The 16,986-nt window shown below is 62.8% G+C and carries 15 protein-coding genes and 1 pseudogene; 9 read left to right on the forward strand and 7 right to left on the reverse strand.

All coding sequences use genetic code 11. The features are described from left to right. Positions 1-102 precede the first annotated feature (102 nt). Positions 103-1,275: an MFS transporter gene (locus ACNFIC_RS04235; protein ID WP_416780052.1), complete on the forward strand. Its 1,173-nt coding sequence runs from the start codon at positions 103-105 to the stop codon at positions 1,273-1,275. Here the strand turns inward: ACNFIC_RS04235 and ACNFIC_RS04240 are convergent. Both ACNFIC_RS04240 and ACNFIC_RS04245 read right to left on the reverse strand, forming a co-directional pair. After that, positions 1,226-2,152 carry a DMT family transporter gene (locus ACNFIC_RS04240; RefSeq protein WP_416780054.1) on the reverse strand — a complete coding sequence of 309 codons (927 nt, stop codon included), beginning with the start codon at positions 2,150-2,152 and terminating at the stop codon, positions 1,226-1,228. The genes ACNFIC_RS04235 and ACNFIC_RS04240 overlap by 50 nt on opposite strands. A gap of 248 nt (positions 2,153-2,400) precedes the next feature. Further along, positions 2,401-3,723 carry a DEAD/DEAH box helicase gene (locus tag ACNFIC_RS04245; protein ID WP_416780055.1) on the reverse strand — a complete coding sequence of 441 codons (1,323 nt, stop codon included), beginning with the start codon at positions 3,721-3,723 and terminating at the stop codon, positions 2,401-2,403. A 144-nt stretch (positions 3,724-3,867) separates the two neighbouring features. Here ACNFIC_RS04245 and ACNFIC_RS04250 point away from each other — a divergent pair, with 144 nt between their 5' ends. After that, entirely contained in the window at positions 3,868-5,160 is a 1,293-nt protein-coding gene (locus ACNFIC_RS04250) for a mechanosensitive ion channel family protein (RefSeq protein ID WP_138218302.1), read from the forward strand. Between the two features lie 124 nt (positions 5,161-5,284). On the opposite strand, the gene ACNFIC_RS04255 is transcribed toward ACNFIC_RS04250, so the two are convergent. The 4 genes from ACNFIC_RS04255 to ACNFIC_RS04270 form a co-directional block, all read right to left on the reverse strand. Continuing rightward, positions 5,285-5,590 (reverse strand): hypothetical protein, encoded by a 306-nt coding sequence (locus ACNFIC_RS04255; protein WP_416780057.1) that lies wholly within the window; start codon positions 5,588-5,590, stop codon positions 5,285-5,287. Between the two features lie 653 nt (positions 5,591-6,243). Beyond that, positions 6,244-7,116, reverse strand: coding sequence for a carboxylate/amino acid/amine transporter (locus tag ACNFIC_RS04260; protein WP_416780059.1), 873 nt, complete (start codon positions 7,114-7,116; stop codon positions 6,244-6,246). A gap of 185 nt (positions 7,117-7,301) precedes the next feature. Then, positions 7,302-7,901 (reverse strand): FMN-dependent NADH-azoreductase, encoded by a 600-nt coding sequence (locus tag ACNFIC_RS04265; RefSeq protein ID WP_138218314.1) that lies wholly within the window; start codon positions 7,899-7,901, stop codon positions 7,302-7,304. A gap of 109 nt (positions 7,902-8,010) precedes the next feature. Next, the gene (locus ACNFIC_RS04270; protein WP_138218315.1) at positions 8,011-8,325 is read right to left on the reverse strand and encodes a 3-phosphoglycerate kinase; all 315 of its coding nucleotides are present in this window, start codon (positions 8,323-8,325) and stop codon (positions 8,011-8,013) included. A 49-nt stretch (positions 8,326-8,374) separates the two neighbouring features. On the opposite strand from ACNFIC_RS04270, the gene ACNFIC_RS04275 reads away from it, so the two are divergent. The 6 genes and pseudogenes from ACNFIC_RS04275 (at position 8,375) to ACNFIC_RS04300 (ending at position 14,286) form a co-directional block, all read left to right on the forward strand. Continuing rightward, positions 8,375-9,298 carry a LysR family transcriptional regulator gene (locus ACNFIC_RS04275; RefSeq protein WP_138218316.1) on the forward strand — a complete coding sequence of 308 codons (924 nt, stop codon included), beginning with the start codon at positions 8,375-8,377 and terminating at the stop codon, positions 9,296-9,298. A gap of 12 nt (positions 9,299-9,310) precedes the next feature. Beyond that, positions 9,311-10,123, forward strand: a complete 813-nt coding sequence (locus tag ACNFIC_RS04280) for an alpha/beta fold hydrolase (RefSeq protein ID WP_138218317.1) — start codon at positions 9,311-9,313, stop codon at positions 10,121-10,123. Continuing rightward, positions 10,117-10,674 (forward strand): peptidylprolyl isomerase, encoded by a 558-nt coding sequence (locus tag ACNFIC_RS04285; RefSeq protein ID WP_138218318.1) that lies wholly within the window; start codon positions 10,117-10,119, stop codon positions 10,672-10,674. The genes ACNFIC_RS04280 and ACNFIC_RS04285 overlap by 7 nt, the downstream gene beginning before the upstream one ends. A 64-nt stretch (positions 10,675-10,738) precedes the next feature. Further along, on the forward strand, positions 10,739-12,571 hold the full coding sequence (locus tag ACNFIC_RS04290) for an ABC transporter ATP-binding protein (RefSeq protein ID WP_416780063.1): 1,833 nt from the start codon (positions 10,739-10,741) through the stop codon (positions 12,569-12,571). 89 nt (positions 12,572-12,660) lie between these two features. Continuing rightward, positions 12,661-13,431 (forward strand): annotated as a pseudogene (locus ACNFIC_RS04295) (MCP four helix bundle domain-containing protein); the annotation flags it as partial. After that, positions 13,423-14,286: a methyl-accepting chemotaxis protein gene (locus ACNFIC_RS04300; protein WP_416780623.1), complete on the forward strand. Its 864-nt coding sequence runs from the start codon at positions 13,423-13,425 to the stop codon at positions 14,284-14,286. The pseudogene ACNFIC_RS04295 and the gene ACNFIC_RS04300, both read left to right, overlap by 9 nt. 73 nt (positions 14,287-14,359) lie before the next feature. Here the strand turns inward: ACNFIC_RS04300 and ACNFIC_RS04305 are convergent, their stop codons facing one another. Next, positions 14,360-15,487 carry a GNAT family N-acetyltransferase gene (locus tag ACNFIC_RS04305; RefSeq protein ID WP_138218321.1) on the reverse strand — a complete coding sequence of 376 codons (1,128 nt, stop codon included), beginning with the start codon at positions 15,485-15,487 and terminating at the stop codon, positions 14,360-14,362. A gap of 237 nt (positions 15,488-15,724) precedes the next feature. Between ACNFIC_RS04305 and ACNFIC_RS04310 the strand changes: the two genes are divergently transcribed. Continuing rightward, positions 15,725-16,969, forward strand: a complete 1,245-nt coding sequence (locus ACNFIC_RS04310) for a putative porin (RefSeq protein ID WP_416780065.1) — start codon at positions 15,725-15,727, stop codon at positions 16,967-16,969. The last annotated feature ends 17 nt before the right edge of the window (positions 16,970-16,986 follow it).

A 16,986-nucleotide genomic window follows, 5' to 3' on the forward strand; every position in this document is an offset into this window, starting at 1 on the left:
TTCTCCAAAACAGAACAACTTGATCATCATTATTCAATTTTACTGAAAGTCAATCACGCCTAACCTGCCAGCCATCACATCCTTTCGAGCAGGAGACTCAGCATGTCGCTCTTCGCCCAACTGCTGGCCAGCGCCGTGGCCTTGATGATGGCCATGGGTATCGGGCGTTTCGCCCTGACCCCGCAACTGCCCCGGCTGATCGCCGAAGGCCAGCTCGACCTGACCGCCGGCGGCCTGATCGCGGCAGCCAACTACCTAGGCTATTTTCTGGGCGCGGTGGACGGCATGTTCGCCCGTCAACCCAGCCAAGTACGCTTGCGCCTGCACGCGGGGCTATGGCTGTGCGTGCTGCTGACCCTGGCCTCAGCAGCCGCCGACGGATTCTGGAGCCACCTGCTGCTGCGTTTCGGCACAGGCATCGCCAGCGCCTGGGTACTGGTGATGATCACCAGTCTCACCCAGCAACTGGCCAACGCACACGGCTGCCAACGCCAGGGCGCCCTGGTGTTCGCCGGGCCCGGTGCCGGTATTGCGCTGACAGGGCTGCTGGCGTTGGTGGCGCATCTGCTTGGGCTCGGTTCGTCGGCGCTGTGGTTGATCTACGCCGTGGCGGCGCTGGTGATGCTGCTGGCGGTGCTGCCGTGGCTGCCGCGCGCCGTGCAGCCCAGTGCTGGCGTGATCAACCAAGGTCCGACCCGTGGTACGGGGATTGGCCGCCTGGGCCTGGTGTACGCACTGTATGGCATCGGCTATATCCTGCCCGCCACGTTCCTGTCGCAGATGGCCAGCCATCAGTTCCACGGCCAATGGCAGGCCGACCTTTTCTGGCCAACGTTCGGTCTGGCGGCAGCACTCGGCGTGCTGGTGGTTGGCCTGCGTAGGCCACGTCGTACCGCAGCCTGGCTCAGCGCAACCCTGTGGCTGCAAGGCCTGGGCGTGCTGGCCTGCCTGCTGGGCGATGGCCTGGGCCTGGCGCTGGGGGTGCTGCTGTGCGGTGGGCCGTTCCTGGCCTGCATGCAGCTGGTGATGCAGCGCTCGCGGGAGTTGGCGCCGCATGCCACGCAACGCAATGCCGGTCTGCTCACCGCATGCTTCGCCCTTGGCCAACTGAGCGGCCCGCTGCTGGCGGCAGTCAGCAGCCATGTCAGCGGCGGCTTGCAACCGGCGCTGATCCTCGCGGCCATGGGCCTGGGCGTGGCCGGCGTGCTGGTGCTGATGAAAGGGCTTAACCCACCACTTTGCGCAGTTGCTGGCGCACCCACTGTTCAGCGCTGACCATGATCACACCGAGCAGCACCATCACCGCGCCGAGCACGAAATTCAGGCTTAGCGGCTCATCCAGCAGCAGCACACCGAAAGTCACGCCGAACAGCGGGGTAATGAACGAGAACACTGCCAGGTTGGACGCCAGGTATTTGCGCAGCAGCCAGAACCAGGTCAGGTAGCTGACGAACGACACCACCACGCCCTGGAACAGCACGCTGCCCACCGCCAGCGGCGTGAGGGTGAACTGGCCAATCTGACCGCTCAGCAAGGCAATCAGAACCAACCCGGCAAAACCGACGGCCAACTGGTAGAACAGGGTGAGTGTCGCTGGCGCTTCGGATAACTTCGAAGCGCGCACCACCACCGTGGTTGCCCCCCAGGCCAGCCCGGCGAGCACGCCAAAAGCATCACCGAGCAACATGCGCCCGTCCAATTGCTCGAACGACACGCCTCCGGCGAAGGCCAGGGCGATACCGCCGAACGCCAGCACGATGCCCAGCCACTGCAACAGCCGCAGCCGTTCGCTGGGCATCATCACATGCAGCCCCAGGGCAGTGAAAATGGGCGCGGTATACAGAAACACCGACATGTGCGCCGCCGAGGTCAACTTCAGGCCCTCGGCGATGAACAGGAACTCCAGCCCGAACAACGCACCGGCCAGCAGCCCCGCGCGCCAGGTACTGCCCACCTGCTCCCAGCCGCCACGCCAGCAGATCAACAACCCCACCAGCACGGCCGCAATACCATTGCGAAACGCCGCCTGCATCACCGGCGCGATGTCCATCGCCGCCGACTTGATCAAAACCTGCTGGCAGCCCCAAATCAGGCACAGCCCCAGCATCACCTGCAAGGCAAAGGCGTCGGGATTCTTGCGGGCCTCGCTCATAGGCGGGCTCCTTTTATCGAATAGGTCATTGGCACGGCTCGGCAGTCGAATGGGATCCAGCAGGGATTATCGAGTCGTGGGCTCTTCAATGCCATCTTTGATCGCGTCGGGTCGGCCAGCGCTTGGGCGCGGCGCGCGGCATTGAACAACCTGGGCTTTGGAACAGCTTGGAAAAAGCCCTACAACGTTCAGGGAAAGCCTAGAAGCACCCGCCACCGTTGCAGTGGCGGGCCTGATCGAGCGCGGTGTTACTCAGCGGCTGGCTTGCGCTTTTTCAGTGGTGCAAGGCCATCGGCACTGGCCAATGGACCTTTGGCTTTCGGCTTGGCGGCCGGCTTGCGCTTGGCGGCGCCCTTCTTCTCGCCGGTTTTCTTCTCGACCTTTTTCTTCTTGGTGCCAGCGGCCTTGCCCGAGGCCTTGACCTTTTTCGGACCGCTATAGGTGCCCTTGACCTCCTTGATGACGCGGCGCTCGAACTGCTGCTTGAGGTAGCGCTCGATGCTCGACATCAGGTTCCAGTCGTTATGGGTGATCAGCGAGATCGCCAAGCCCTCGCCACCAGCGCGACCAGTACGCCCGATACGGTGCACATACTCGTCACCGCTGCGCGGCATATCGAAGTTGATCACCAGGTCCAGGCCGTCGATGTCCAGGCCGCGGGCGGCGACGTCAGTGGCCACCAGCACCTTGGAGCCACCTTCCTTGAAGCGGTCGATGGCCAGCTTGCGGTCTTTCTGGTCCTTGTCACCGTGCAACACGAAGGCTTTGACGTCCTTGGCTACCAAATGGCCGTAGATACGGTCGGCCAAGGCGCGGTAGTTGGTGAAGATGATCGCCTTCTGGTAGGTCTCGTTGGCCAGCAACCACTGCACGATCTGCTCCTTATGCTGATCGTGGTCGGCGGTGATGACCTGCTGGCGGGTGCCTTCGGCCAACTGCGAGACGCTGTTGAGCATCAGGTGCTCGGGGTCCTTGAGGACCTTGCCAATGATGTCGCGCAGCGCAGCACCACCGGTGGTGGCGGAGAACAGCAAGGTCTGCTCGCGGTTCTCGCACTCCTTGCACAGGCGCTCCATGTCTTCGGCAAAGCCCATGTCGAGCATGCGGTCGGCTTCGTCGAGCACCAGCACCTGCACGTGGGACAGGTCGAGGTTGCCGGCATTGAGCTGCTCGAGCAAGCGGCCCGGAGTGCCGATCAGCACGTCCGGCACCTTGCGCAGCATGGCGGCTTGTTCCTTGAAGTCCTCACCGCCGGTGACCAGGCCCGACTTGATGTAGGTGAACTGCGAGAACAGTTGCACCTGCTTGAGGGTCTGCTGGGCCAGCTCGCGGGTCGGCAGCAGGATCAGCGCGCGGATTTCCACGCGCGGTCCGCTCAGGTCGACCAGGCGGTTGAGCATCGGCAGCACGAAGGCTGCGGTCTTGCCGCTGCCGGTCTGCGCCGTCACCCGCAGGTCACGCCCTTGCAGGGCCAGGGGAATGGCCGCCGCCTGCACCGGGGTCGGCTCGACAAATTTCAGCTCGGCCACGGCTTTGAGCAGGCGTTCGTGCAGGGCGAATTGGGAAAACACGGGGTAACCTCGGGCAAGTGCGAAAAATTCAAGTTGCATAGGGTAACGTTTTCCGTGGCCAGAACCGAATTTCTTTTGGCAACTTTGCGCCGATCCGCGCTCTAATGCGGCTTCGTACCGCAACACAGACCGCTTTGACGACTTATGGACCTGCAACGATTCTCGCGCGATGCCTTCGACCTCTGGGGTACCCTCGACCAACACCCGCTGCTGCACGCCGCCATCGGCCTGAGCGTGCTGCTGCTGGTCTCGCTATTGATCGGCCGCGTGGCACGCTTTCTGGTGCTGCATGCCTGCCGCCTGCTGGCTCGCCAACCCGCGCTGCGCTGGCTCGAAGACCTGCGCCACAACAAGGTGCTGCATCGCCTGGCCCAGACCACCCCGTCGCTGGTGGTGCAATCGGGCCTGAAACTGGTGCCGGAGCTGTCCAACACCACGCAGCACCTGCTCGGCAACGCAGCGCTGGCGGTCACCCTACTGTTCATGACCCGCGCCCTGTCGTGCCTGCTCGATGCGCTGCTGGACATCTATGCGCGCACCGAACACGCCCGCACCCGCTCGATCAAGGGCTACATGCAGTTGGCCAAGATGATGCTGTGGATCTTCGCCGCCATCGTCATCGTCGCCACCCTGATCGACCGCTCGCCGCTGTTGCTGCTGTCGGGTCTGGGCGCCATGTCGGCGGTGCTGTTGTTGGTGTACAAGGACACGCTGCTGTCGTTCGTCGCCAGCGTGCAGCTCACCAGCAACGACATGCTGCACGTCGGCGACTGGATCGAAATGCCCCAGGCCGGTGCCGATGGCGACGTGGTCGACATCACCCTGCATACAGTCAAGGTGCAGAACTTCGACAAGACCATCGTCTCCATCCCTACCTGGCGGCTGATGAGCGAGTCATTTCGCAACTATCGCGGCATGCAGCAATCCGGCGGGCGACGGATCAAGCGCAGCCTGTTCATCGATGCCACCGGCGTGCGCTTTCTGACCCGCGATGAAGAGCAGCGCCTGGGCCAGGTGCGCCTGCTGGGCGACTACCTGGCCGGTAAGCGCCAGGAACTGCACGAATGGAACCAAGCCCTGGGACCGGTGGCGGAGCTTTCGGCCAACCGCCGCAAGCTGACCAACATCGGCACCTTCCGCGCCTTCGCCCTGGCCTACCTGAAGAACCACCCCGAGGTACACAAGGGCATGACCTGCATGGTCCGACAGATGCAAACCACCGCCGAAGGCGTACCACTGGAGATCTACTGCTTCACCACCACCACGGTATGGGCCGACTACGAACGCATCCAGGGCGATATCTTCGATTACCTGCTGGCGGTGCTGCCGGAGTTCGGCCTGGGGCTGTATCAACAGCCTAGTGGCAACGATATGCGCGTGGGATTGGCTGGGCGAGCTGTCGAGCCGGCGGCACAGCGGCTGAAAGAGCTGGAGTGAAGCCTGAAATCACCGGGGCCGCGTTGCGGCCCATTCGCACCTGTCAGGCATGGGCACCTTGCTCGGGTCGTTCCTCACAACCGTATCCGTTCTGGCCAGTTGCCTAGCTACCCACCACGACACACTATTCGCTGGCTACCTGCGTGACGATCAGGCGAGTCAGTTCAGACGATAAGGCCTGAGCATCCGCTTGGTAACCTTCGCACCAGCGCGCGTGCCAGTCCAAAGGTGAGCCCTGTTCCTCCCACTGCGCCAAGGCGAGTGCGTTGACGATCTCCATCTCGAACCAAATAGACTCCCACTGGGCAGCATCCGAGACCAGGGTGGTGTTCTGCCAGACAAACTCCGTCAGCGCCACGAAGCTGGACCACGATTTCAGATCCTCGTGCGCGCCACGGGCCAGTGACATGAGCTGCGACGACGTGAGCATTGCTGTTCTCCTTTGGCGTAGTTTGACTGTCCAGGATTTCGCCAGGCAGCAGGCCAACCAGCGCTCGACCCGCCACCTGAACGCAGATGGCATTTCGAAGTCCAAACCGTCACGTTCGAACTGGAAGGAACCGCGACTGTGTTGACCCGATTGCTCGCCCTGGCCTTGGGGATATCGCTGACTGCCTGCACCCACTACCGCCACATTGACCCACAGACCCCAGAAGGTCTGGATTGCCTCCACAAACTTGACGCCCAGGTGAATGAGTGCGAGGCCAGGGTCAAAGCACGGCAGGACAATTACGACCGTCTACACGAGTTTCAAGCGCTCTCCACGCAGCAGTGCGAGCACAACAACCGCCTGAACATACCTAATGCTTGCCCACCGCCCCCCACTCCAACACGTGTGCCCAACGACTGCCGCTCTGATTATGAAGACAAGTACATAGCCTGTGGCGGCAGGGTCGAAGAGGTCGAGCAATAGCAGATGGCCTGAATGTGAAGATCAGCGAAACGCGATGCCTGTTTAGCGTTCGCCTCGCGAGAAGTTCAGGATCCACAAATCAGATCCCGATTCAGCGCTGAATGTGCAATGGCTTGGCGGCGCAGGTGACGCCCCCGGAGCTGGCCTGAAAACGCCTCGTCGGCAGCGCCTCAACGCGACGCCGACACGCCCCTGCCCTGCACGCCCAAGCGGCTCAACCACACCGACGCCAGGATGATCGCCCCGCCCACGGCAAGCCGCCCCAATGGCTCGTCCTGGTTCCAGATCAACAGGTTCAGCAGCAGCCCCACCGGCACATGCAGGTTGTTCATCACCGCCAGCGTGGCGCCGGAAACCAGGCAGGCACCTTTGTTCCACCAGTACAGCCCCAGCGCGGTCGGGCACAGGCCGAGGAACAGCAGCACCAGCCATTGGGTGTCGGTGCTCGGCAAGTGCTGGGCGTTGCCGAACAGCAGGAACGCAGGCAACGCGACCAGCAGCGCACCCAGATAGAAGTAGCCGAAACGCCGGTAGTGCGGCAGGTCGCTGGGGTGGCGGGCGACGAGATGGCGGTACAGCACCTGGCCGGCGGCATAGGTGAAGTTGGCCAGTTGCAGCAGCAAGAAGCCCAGGAAGAACTCGCCAGTGACGCTGTCGAAGCGGATCACCGCAGCACCGGCCACCGCCACCAGCGCGGCCAGCAGTGCCCAGGGGTTGAAGCGCCGGTTCAGGGCGTCTTCGATCAGCGTGACATGCAGCGGCGTAAGGATGGTGAACAACAGCACTTCCGGCACCGTCAGCACCCGGAAGCTCAGGTACAGGCAGACATAGGTGATGCCGTACTGCAAGGCGCCGATCAACAACATCGAACGCATGAAGCGTGGCTCGACCTGGCGCCAGCGGGTCAGCGGCAGGAATACCAGCAACGCCAGCGCCACCCGCGCCAGCACCGCGAAGTAACTGTCGACATGGCCGGCCAGGTACTCGCCGATCAGGTTGAAAGAATACGCCTGGATCAGCGCGACGATTATCAGGTAGCCCATGGTTGCCTCTCGTGAATCAAGGCGGCGACCTTAGCGGGTTGAGTCCAGGCTGTTCAACCCTGAGGTTTGTAAGGGTGCAACGCGCCCCCCCAAAAATCTGCTCCTATAAAAAAGCCCGGCCATACAGGCCGGGCAGGTACACCTAAAGGAGCAACAAGGTGTCAGGGTTGGGAATTCGTTGCGGCTCAGGCTACCGCTGCCAGCTTCGCCTTGGCCTGGTTCAGGCCCTTCTCGTGGAACTCACCGCTCATGTTCAGGCCTTCGGCGTGGATGAAGTCCACCTGATGGATACCGATGAAAGCCATCACCTGGCGCAGGTAGGGCTCCTGGTGGTCGCTGCTGGCGCCGGCGTGAATACCGCCACGGGCGGTCAGGACGATGGCGCGCTTGCCGGTCAGCAGGCCTTGCGGGCCAGTCGGGGTGTACTTGAAGGTGATACCTGCGCGCAGCACATGGTCGAGCCAGGCTTTGAGGGTGCTGGGAATGGTGAAGTTGTACATTGGCGCTGCCATCACCAGCACGTCGGCCGCCAGCAGCTCGTCGGTCAAGGTGTTGGAGCGAGCCAAGGCTTGGAGTTCGGCAGCGCTGCGCTGTGCTTCGGGCTTCATCCAACCGCCAAGCAGATCGGCGTCAAGGTGCGGCACCGGGTTCACAGCCAGGTCGCGTACATCGATCGAGTCGGCCGGATGGGCGGCCTGCCATTGCTGGATGAAGTCACGGGTCAGCTGACGGGAAACGGAATCCTGCTGGCGGGCGCTGCTTTCGATGATCAGTACGCGGGACATGGGTGCCTCCATCGGCGGGAAAGGGTTGCGATTCGATGGAGGTGAGATTAGAGGTTGACCTATCGATAAAAAAGCGTAAAAAGTGGGTTCAATCTATCGATTAATCAGTTTATTCCGCTTTGCAGTCGAGGCTGATGCGCATTTTGATGATCTGCCGGGTGAATTTGGCAGTCACATCCACGCTTTTGCCAGCCGGCACGTTCACCCTGCGCACCCGCGGGGCTTCCGGGCCGTTGCGGAACATCACCCGGCAGGCGGCCGGCACCTTGCCGTAGTTGTTCAAGGTGATCGCACCGATGTCGTAGGCCGTGTCGTAAGCGGTGTAGTCGAGCTTGACGCCATCGAGTTGCTTGTCCACGTCGATGGGATAGGCCATGGCGGTGAAGGGCAGGCACAGCAGCAAAGCCACACAACTTTTCTTCATAGGGCGCTCTCCGTGAGAAGAGCGCAGCTTAGGACAACAGGAGCCATAGATGAAAGCGCCGCGCGTAACCCTGGATCAGTGGCGGACCCTGCAAGCGGTGGTCGACCATGGCGGGTTCGCCCAGGCCGCCGAGGTCCTGCACCGCTCGCAGTCGTCGGTGAGCTACACCGTGGCGCGCATGCAGGAGCAACTGGGCGTACCGCTGCTGCGCATCGACGGGCGCAAGGCGGTGCTGACCGAAGCCGGCAACGTGCTGCTGCGTCGCTCGCGGCACCTGGTCAAACAGGCCAGCCAGCTGGAGGATCTTGCCCACCACATGGAGCAAGGCTGGGAAGCTGAAGTGCGCCTGGTGGTCGATGCCGCCTACCCCAGCGCGCGCCTGGTCCGTGCCCTGAGCGCGTTCATGCCGCAAAGCCGTGGCTGCCGGGTGCGCCTGCGTGAGGAGGTGCTGTCGGGGGTCGAGGAAGTGCTGCACGAGGGCATCGCGGACCTGGCCATCAGTAGCTTCAACATCGGCGGCTACCTGGGCACCGAACTCAGCCCGGTGGAATTCGTCGCCGTCGCCCACCCCGAGCACAGCCTGCACCGCATGGGCCGGGAGATCACCTTCCAGGACCTCGAAAGCCAGTTGCAGGTGGTCATCCGTGACTCCGGCCGCGCCCAGCCAAGGGATGTCGGCTGGCTCGGTGCCGAACAGCGCTGGACCGTCGGCAGCCTGGGCACCGCGGCCACCTTCGTCAGCAGCGGCCTGGGCTTTGCCTGGCTGCCCCGCCACATGATCGAGCGCGAGCTGCGCGAAGGCGTGCTCAAGCCCTTGCCGCTGGATCAGGGTGGCAGTCGCCACCCGCTGTTCTACCTTTATTCGAGCAAGGAAAAGACCTTGGGCCCGGCCACGCAGATCCTCATCGAGTTGCTGCGTAACTTTGACACCGCGCCCTTGGACGTACCCTTCGCAGCCCCTCCCCAAGCATGAGAGAAGCCGCCCATGGCCTGGTTCGAACATGATGGATGCCTGCTGCATTACGAAATACACGGCCAGGGCGAGCCTCTGGTGCTGCTGCATGGACTGGGTTCGAGCAGCCAGGACTGGGAGTTGCAAGTACCCGAATTCAGCCGCCACTACCGGGTGATCCTCATGGACATCCGCGGCCACGGGCAATCGTCCAAACCGCGCCGGGGCTACCAGATCAAGACGTTCAGCGAAGACCTGCTGGCCCTGCTCAAGCACCTCAAGACCGGCCCGGTGCACTTCGTCGGGCTGTCCATGGGCGGCATGCTCGGCTTTCAGTTCGCTGTCGATCACCCCGCCTGGCTGCGCAGCCTATGCATCGTCAACAGCGCGCCTGAGGTCAAGCGCCGCACCCGCAGCGATTGGCTGTGGTGGCTCAAGCGCTGGGGCCTGGCACGCCTGCTCAGCGTCGAAACCGTCGGCCAGGGCCTGGCCGCCCGGCTGTTCCCCAAGCCGCAGCAGGCCGACCTACGCCGCGCCATGGCCGAGCGCTGGGCGCGCAACGACAAGCGCGCCTACCTGAAAAGCTTCGATGCCATCGTCAATTGGGGCGTACAGGAACGCATCGGGCAGATCGCGTGTCCGACCTTGGTGGTGGCCGCCGACCAGGATTACACACCGATACAACTGAAAGAGCGTTATGTGGCCCTGATGCCCAACGCCACGCTGGCGGTCATCGAGGATTCGCGTCACGCTACGCCCCTGGACCAACCCGAGGTCTTCAACCTCACCGTGCTGCAGTTCCTCGCAGCCGCTTCCACCCCTCAAGGATCTTTGAGCCCATGCTGAAAAAACTCCTGCTCACCGCCTGCTCGCTCGCCTTCGCCACCAGCGTCATGGCCTCCGACAAGACCCCGCACGTCCTGCTGGACACCAGCTTCGGCCAGGTCGAAATCGAACTCAACGCAGAAAAGGCGCCGATCAGTACCAAGAACTTCCTCGAGTACGTCGACAGCGGCTTCTACAACAACACCATCTTCCATCGCGTGATCCCAGGCTTCATGGTCCAGGGTGGCGGCTTCACCGACCAAATGGTGCAAAAAAGCACCAAGGATCCGATCCGCAACGAGGCCAGCAACGGCCTGCAGAACACCCGCGGCACGCTGTCGATGGCGCGCACTTCCGATCCGAACTCGGCCACCAGCCAGTTCTTCATCAACGTGGCTGACAACGACTTCCTCAACCCCGGCCGCGACCGTGGCTACGCCGTGTTCGGCAAGGTCACCAAGGGCATGGAAGTGGTCGACCAGATCGTCAACTCGCCGACCACGATCAAGAAAGGCATGCGTGACGTGCCGGCCGACCCGGTCTACATCAAGTCAGCCAAACGCATCGACTGAACGCGGGTATCACGATACGCGTGATAGCGCCTGAGGGTCGGATGCAACAGGAGTCTTTGCCTTCATGTTGTACCGCCGTTTCGAGCAATTGATCGACATCTTTCGGGAGGCGCCTAGTGAGGCGCCTCCCGACAAGGTCTGGCCCTTCTACCTGTATTACCTGCGCCAGGTGTGGCCAAGCTTCGTCGCCTTGCTGATCGTGGGGCTGTTCGCCTCGATCATCGAAGTGGCCATGTTCAGTTACCTGAGCCGTATCATCGACCTGGCCCAAGGCACCCCCAACACCGATTTCTTCAAGCAGCACAGCGGCGAACTGATCTGGATGCTGGTGGTGGTCCTGTTGCTGCGCCCGCTGTTCTTTGGCCTGCACGACCTGCTGGTGCACCAGACCATCAGCCCCGGCATGACCAGCCTGATTCGCTGGCAAAACCACACCTACGTGCTCAAGCAGAGCCTGAACTTTTTCCAAAGCGACTTCGCCGGGCGCATCGCCCAGCGCATCATGCAGACCGGCAATTCGCTGCGGGACTCAGCGGTGCAGGCCGTGGACGCGCTGTGGCACGTGCTGATCTACGCGGTCAGTTCGCTGGTGCTGTTCGCCGAGGCCGACTGGCGGCTGATGCTGCCGCTGCTGGTGTGGATCGCCAGCTACCTCGCCGCGCTCTACTACTTCGTGCCTCGGGTGAAGGAACGCGCAGTGATCTCTTCGGATGCCCGTTCCAAGCTGATGGGGCGCATCGTCGATGGTTACACCAACATCGCCACCCTCAAGCTGTTCGCCCACACCGACCACGAGCGCCAGTACGCCCGCGAAGCGATTCGCGAACAGACCGAAAAGACCCAGCTGGCAGCGCGGGTGGTCACCAGCATGGATGTGGTCATCACCTCGCTCAACGGCCTGCTGGTGGTCTGCACCACGGGCCTGGCCCTATGGCTGTGGAGCCAGTCGCTGATCAGCGTCGGTGCAATCGCCCTGGCCACAGGCCTGGTGATCCGTATCGTCAACATGTCCGGCTGGATCATGTGGGTGGTCAATGGCATTTTCGAGAACATCGGCATGGTCCAGGACGGCCTGCAGACCATCGCCCAACCGGTCACCGTGGGCGACAAGCCCGGCGCACCGGCGCTCAAGGTCAGCCGTGGCGAGGTACATTTCGAGCAGGTGAGCTTTCACTACGGCAAGGGCGCCACGGTGATCGACGGCCTCGACCTGAAGATCCGCCCCGGCGAGAAAATCGGCCTGATCGGCCCGTCCGGTGCCGGCAAGTCGACCCTGGTCAACTTGCTGCTGCGGCTCTACGACCTGCAAGGCGGGCGCATTTTCATCGACGGGCAGGACATCGCCGAGGTCAGCCAGGCCAGCCTGAGGGCGCAGATCGGCATGATCACCCAGGACACCTCGCTGCTGCACCGCTCGATCCGCGACAACCTGCTGTATGGCCGCCCCGAGGCCCGCGAAGAGGACGTCTGGGACGCCGTGCAACGGGCGCGGGCCGACGCGTTCATCCCACAGCTGTCCGACGCCCAGGGCCGTACCGGTTTCGACGCCCACGTGGGCGAACGCGGGGTAAAACTCTCGGGAGGCCAGCGCCAGCGTATCGCGATTGCCCGCGTGCTGTTGAAGAACGCCCCGATCCTGATCATGGACGAGGCTACCTCGGCGCTAGACTCGGAGGTCGAAGCTGCAATTCAGGAAAGCCTCGAAACCCTGATGCAAGGCAAGACGGTGATTGCCATCGCCCATCGCCTCTCCACCATCGCACGCATGGATCGCCTGGTGGTGCTCGACAAAGGACGTATCGTGGAGGTCGGTAGCCACGCTCAACTGCTGGCCCAACGCGGGTTGTACGCGCGACTGTGGCACCACCAGACCGGCGGGTTCGTCGGCGTGGATTAACCTCGCACACCGCTCAAGCCGCTGCCCGCCTGGCCGATACAGGTTGTCGTACAACAATTGATTGGCCCAGGTGGGCCGGCGAGGTGGTAATGCTGTTACGCCAATGGAGTATCGCGCCCCGGGCAACATCGGGGTTCGCGTGCATCGCTTTGATGGTTGCCCTGTTGGGCATGTTCTCCCTCGCGAAGATGGACGACATCCGCGACTCGGCCACGGCCATGGAAGAAAACTGGGTGCCGAGCATCCGCACCGTGGACGCCATCCGCGAGAACATGTTGCGTGTACGTACCATCTCACTGCGCGTCGCCCTCGACCCGAACCCGGCCAACGTCGACACCTACCTCGGCCAGTACGAAGCCCGTAACAAGATCCTGATGCAGAACATCAAGGACTACGAAGCATTCGTCGACACTCCTGAAGAAACCCGTATTTACCAGCAGTTCCAGCGTGACTTCGCCACCTACCAGAAAGGCATGTCCGATTCCTTCGCCCTGGCCCGCAAGGGGGATATCCAGGCCCTGCACAAACTGGTGCTGGTAGACATGAAGCCGGTCGTCGATGGCACCGGTGCACAACTGGCGGAGTTGGGCGACCTCTACGGCAAGAGCATCGAGCGTGAAGGCAACCAGGCGGCCGAGCGCTATGACCAGTCTCGCGCCATTGTCATCGGCGTGATCCTGCTGGCCGCGCTGGTCACCATCGCCCTGGCCTGGCTGCTCACCCGCAGCATCGTGCAGCCACTCAAGGAAGCCGTGCTGGCGGCCAAGCAGGTGGCCGAAGGCAACCTGAGCAACGCCATCGTCGCCAACGGCAACGACGAAGTGAGTCAGTTGCAACATTCGCTGGCACAGATGCGTGAACGCCTGCGTGACACGCTGGGCGAGATCTCCGGCTCCTCCACGCAACTGGCCGCCGCGTCCGAGCAGCTGCATGCGGTTACCGAAGAGGCTGGGCGCGGCATCACTCGCCAGCACGACGAAATCGAGCAGGCCGCCACTGCCGTCAATGAAATGAGCACTGCGGTCGAAGAGGTGGCACGCAATGCCGTGTCCACCTCCGAAGCCTCGCGGCAGTCGACCGAGTCGGCGCAACAGGGCCAGGCCCGGGTATCCCAGACCATCGAGGCGATCAGCGACCTGGCCGAAGAAGTAGCGGCCTCAGCCGCGCTGGTGGGGCAGTTGGCTGAGCAGTCCCAGGAAGTGGGCAAGGTGCTGGATGTAATCCGAGCGATTGCCGAGCAGACCAACCTGCTGGCGCTCAATGCCGCCATCGAGGCCGCCCGCGCCGGTGAGTCGGGCCGTGGCTTCGCCGTGGTCGCCGACGAAGTCCGCGCCCTGGCCCACCGCACGCAGAACTCGACCCAGGAGATCGAACAGATGGTCTCGCAGATGCGCAGCGGCGCCAGCCAGGCCCTGAGCGCCATGCAAACCAGCAGCACGCGCGCCCGCGATACCCGCGAACTGGCCCAGAGTGCAGGCCAGGCCTTGCAAGCGATCACTTCGGGGATCAGCGAGATGTACGAGCGCAACCTGGTGATCGCCAGCGCCGCCGAAGAGCAGGCCCAGGTGGCCCGCGAGGTGGACCGCAACCTGACCAACATTCGCGACCTTTCGGTGCAGAGCGCAACGGGCGCGCAGCAGACCAACGCTTCAAGCCAGGAACTGTCGCGCCTGGCCAGTGGGCTCAATGGCTTGGTGAAGCGCTTTACCTTGTAAGCCCTTACCGGCCAAACAAGGTAAATACGAGGCCAAGGAACGGCCTCGCCGGGGCGCTGCTCAGATGAGAGCTTCACGCCTTGCGATAAGGCAATGCCGCGCAGGCCTCTTCGGCATACCCGCGTACCCCCACCCGCTCCTGCTGCAGGAATTCCTCTACAGCCCGACGCAAGCCTGGGTGCAGCAGGTAGTGCCATGACCGTGTGATGACCGGTTCAAAACCGCGAATCAGCTTGTGCTCGCCCTGTGCACCAGCATCGAAGCGCTGCAGCCCCTCGGCAATGGCAAAGTCCATGCCCTGGTAGAAGCAGGTCTCGAAATGCAGCCGGTCGAACTCATCCAGACAGCCCCAGTAACGCCCATACAGGCTGTCGCCGCCCACCAGACTCAAAGCCATGGCCACTTCACGTCCGTGCTGGCGGGCGATCACCACCCGCACCGCCTCGGGCATGCGCTCGGCCAGCAGGCTGAAGAACTCACGCGTCAGGTATGGCGCGCGGCGACGCACGGCATAGGTGTTGGCGTAACACCGGTAGACGAAATCCCACTGCGCCTGGCTCAGCTCATCGCCGCGATACCAGGCGAACTCGATGCCCTGCCCCGCCACCTGCTCGCGCTCCTTGCGCATCTGCTTGCGCTTGCGCGAGCTGAGGGTGTCGAGAAAGTCCTGGAAGTCGCGGTAGCCGCGATTGCGCCAGTGGAACTGACAGCCCAGACGCTCCATCCAGCCAGGCAAGCCCGCCATTGCGTCGTCCAAGGCCGTGTCAGTGAAGTTGATATGCGCCCCGGACAATCCAGCCTTGTTCAGGTACTCGGGAATCGCCTGCAACAGCAGCAAGCCGTCGGCGGGTTCGGCGCTGAGCAGGCGCGGCCCACTCACTGGGCTGAACGGCACCGCCCCCAACAACTTGGGGTAGTAGGCGATGCCGGCACGCTCGCAGGCATCCGCCCAGCCGTGGTCGAACACGTACTCGCCGAACGAATGCCATTTGCGGTAGGCCGGCAATAGCGCACGGACCTGCCCATCGCGTTCCAGCACAAGATGCTCGGCGGCCCAGCCGGTCTCGGGAGTGACGCTGGCACTGTCCTCCATGGCACTGAGGAAGGCATGGCGCAGGAACGGCTGGCCGTCTGGCACCAACGCATCCCAGGTGCTGGCCGGTAGTTCACGCAGGTGGGCAAGGCTGTGAAGACTGATCACATCGACGACTCGCTGAAAGTAGGACGCCAGTATTGCCAAAGCGCTATGCGCACTCAAATGACAACACGTTGTTAACAACAGTGCCACTGTTTGGACATTATTCTGTCATTCCCCCCCGCAATACTTGCGCCTGTTTTCCGAAACCCCAGAACCTGTCTATTCAGGCCCTTTCCGAAGACATGCCAACTCGGGGGCGAGCGCTTGAGCCTCCCCCACCTTTCCAACAGGGAGAACCTTATGCGTCTTGTTTCCACACTCACCGGAGTGAGCCTCACCGGCATGATGCTGGCTCTGAGTACTCCGGCCAGTGCCGCAGTCGACGCCAAGCTGCTCGAAATGCTCCGCGCCAACGGCTCGATCAACCAGGAGCAGTACGCCGAACTGCAACAGGACCTGGCGACCGAAACCAAGGAAAAGGCGGCTCAAAAAGCGCAAGCAGAGCGCATGAGTTCGTTCGAACAGAAAGTGGCATGGGCTGCCAAGACCCAGATCAAAGGCGACGTGCGCCTGCGTTACGAAGACGTCAACGTCGACAACCCGATTGCCCGCAGCGGCAATCAGGACCGCGAGCGCGTGCGTGCCCGCGTCGGTTTCTACAGCGAGATCAACCCGCAGGTCGACGCCGGCGTGCGGGTGGCCACCGGCAGCAGCGCCGATGCCCGCTCGACCAACCAGAGCCTGGACAACTACTTCGAGAAAAAGGCGCTGTGGGTCGACATGGCCTACCTCGACTGGCACCCAACCGCCGTGCCTAACCTGCACATCATCGGCGGCAAGATGGCCCAGCCATGGGTGAGCATGGGCGACATCATCTGGGACAGCGACATCAACCCGGAAGGCGTGGCCGTCACCTACAAGACCAACCTGGGCGCAGCCGAAGTGTTCGGCAGCGTCGGTCACTACAACCTGAAGGACAACGTCGATGGCGACGGCGTGCAGTACAAGCACGACGCACAGCTGTACCACGGCCAGTTGGGCACCAAGTTCAACCTGGCTGACACCGTGAAGATGACCGTTGGCGGCAGCATCTACGGCTACGACAACGACAAGGCCTCTGCCGTGCTGCGCTCGCTGGGCAACACCACCGACGAGTTCAACCTGGTCGAAGGCTTCGGTCAGCTGGACTTCACCGGCTTCGCCATTCCGCTGTCGACGTACGGTCAGTTCGTCAAGAACACCGAAAGCACCGATGGCAAGGACAAGGCCTGGCTGGCCGGTGTGAAGACCAAGCTCGGCGCCTGGAGCCTGGACTACAACTACCGCGACGTGCAGCGTAACGGTGTGGTGAGCCTGTTCACCGATTCGGACTTCGGCAACGGCTTCACCGGCTCGCGCGGCCACAAGTTCAAGGTCGGTTACGAAATCGACAAGAACTTCTCTCTGGGTGCGGCCTACCTGATGGCCAAGACCGACTACTCCAACCTGCCGAACAGCGATGCCGACGTAGACACGCTGCAGGTAGACCTGGAAGCGAAGTTCTAAGCGACACCCTCCTCTGC

Source organism: Pseudomonas sp. NY15463, from assembly GCF_048068415.1.
In the GTDB taxonomy this organism is placed as follows: Bacteria; Pseudomonadota; Gammaproteobacteria; order Pseudomonadales; family Pseudomonadaceae; genus Aquipseudomonas; species Aquipseudomonas mosselii_C.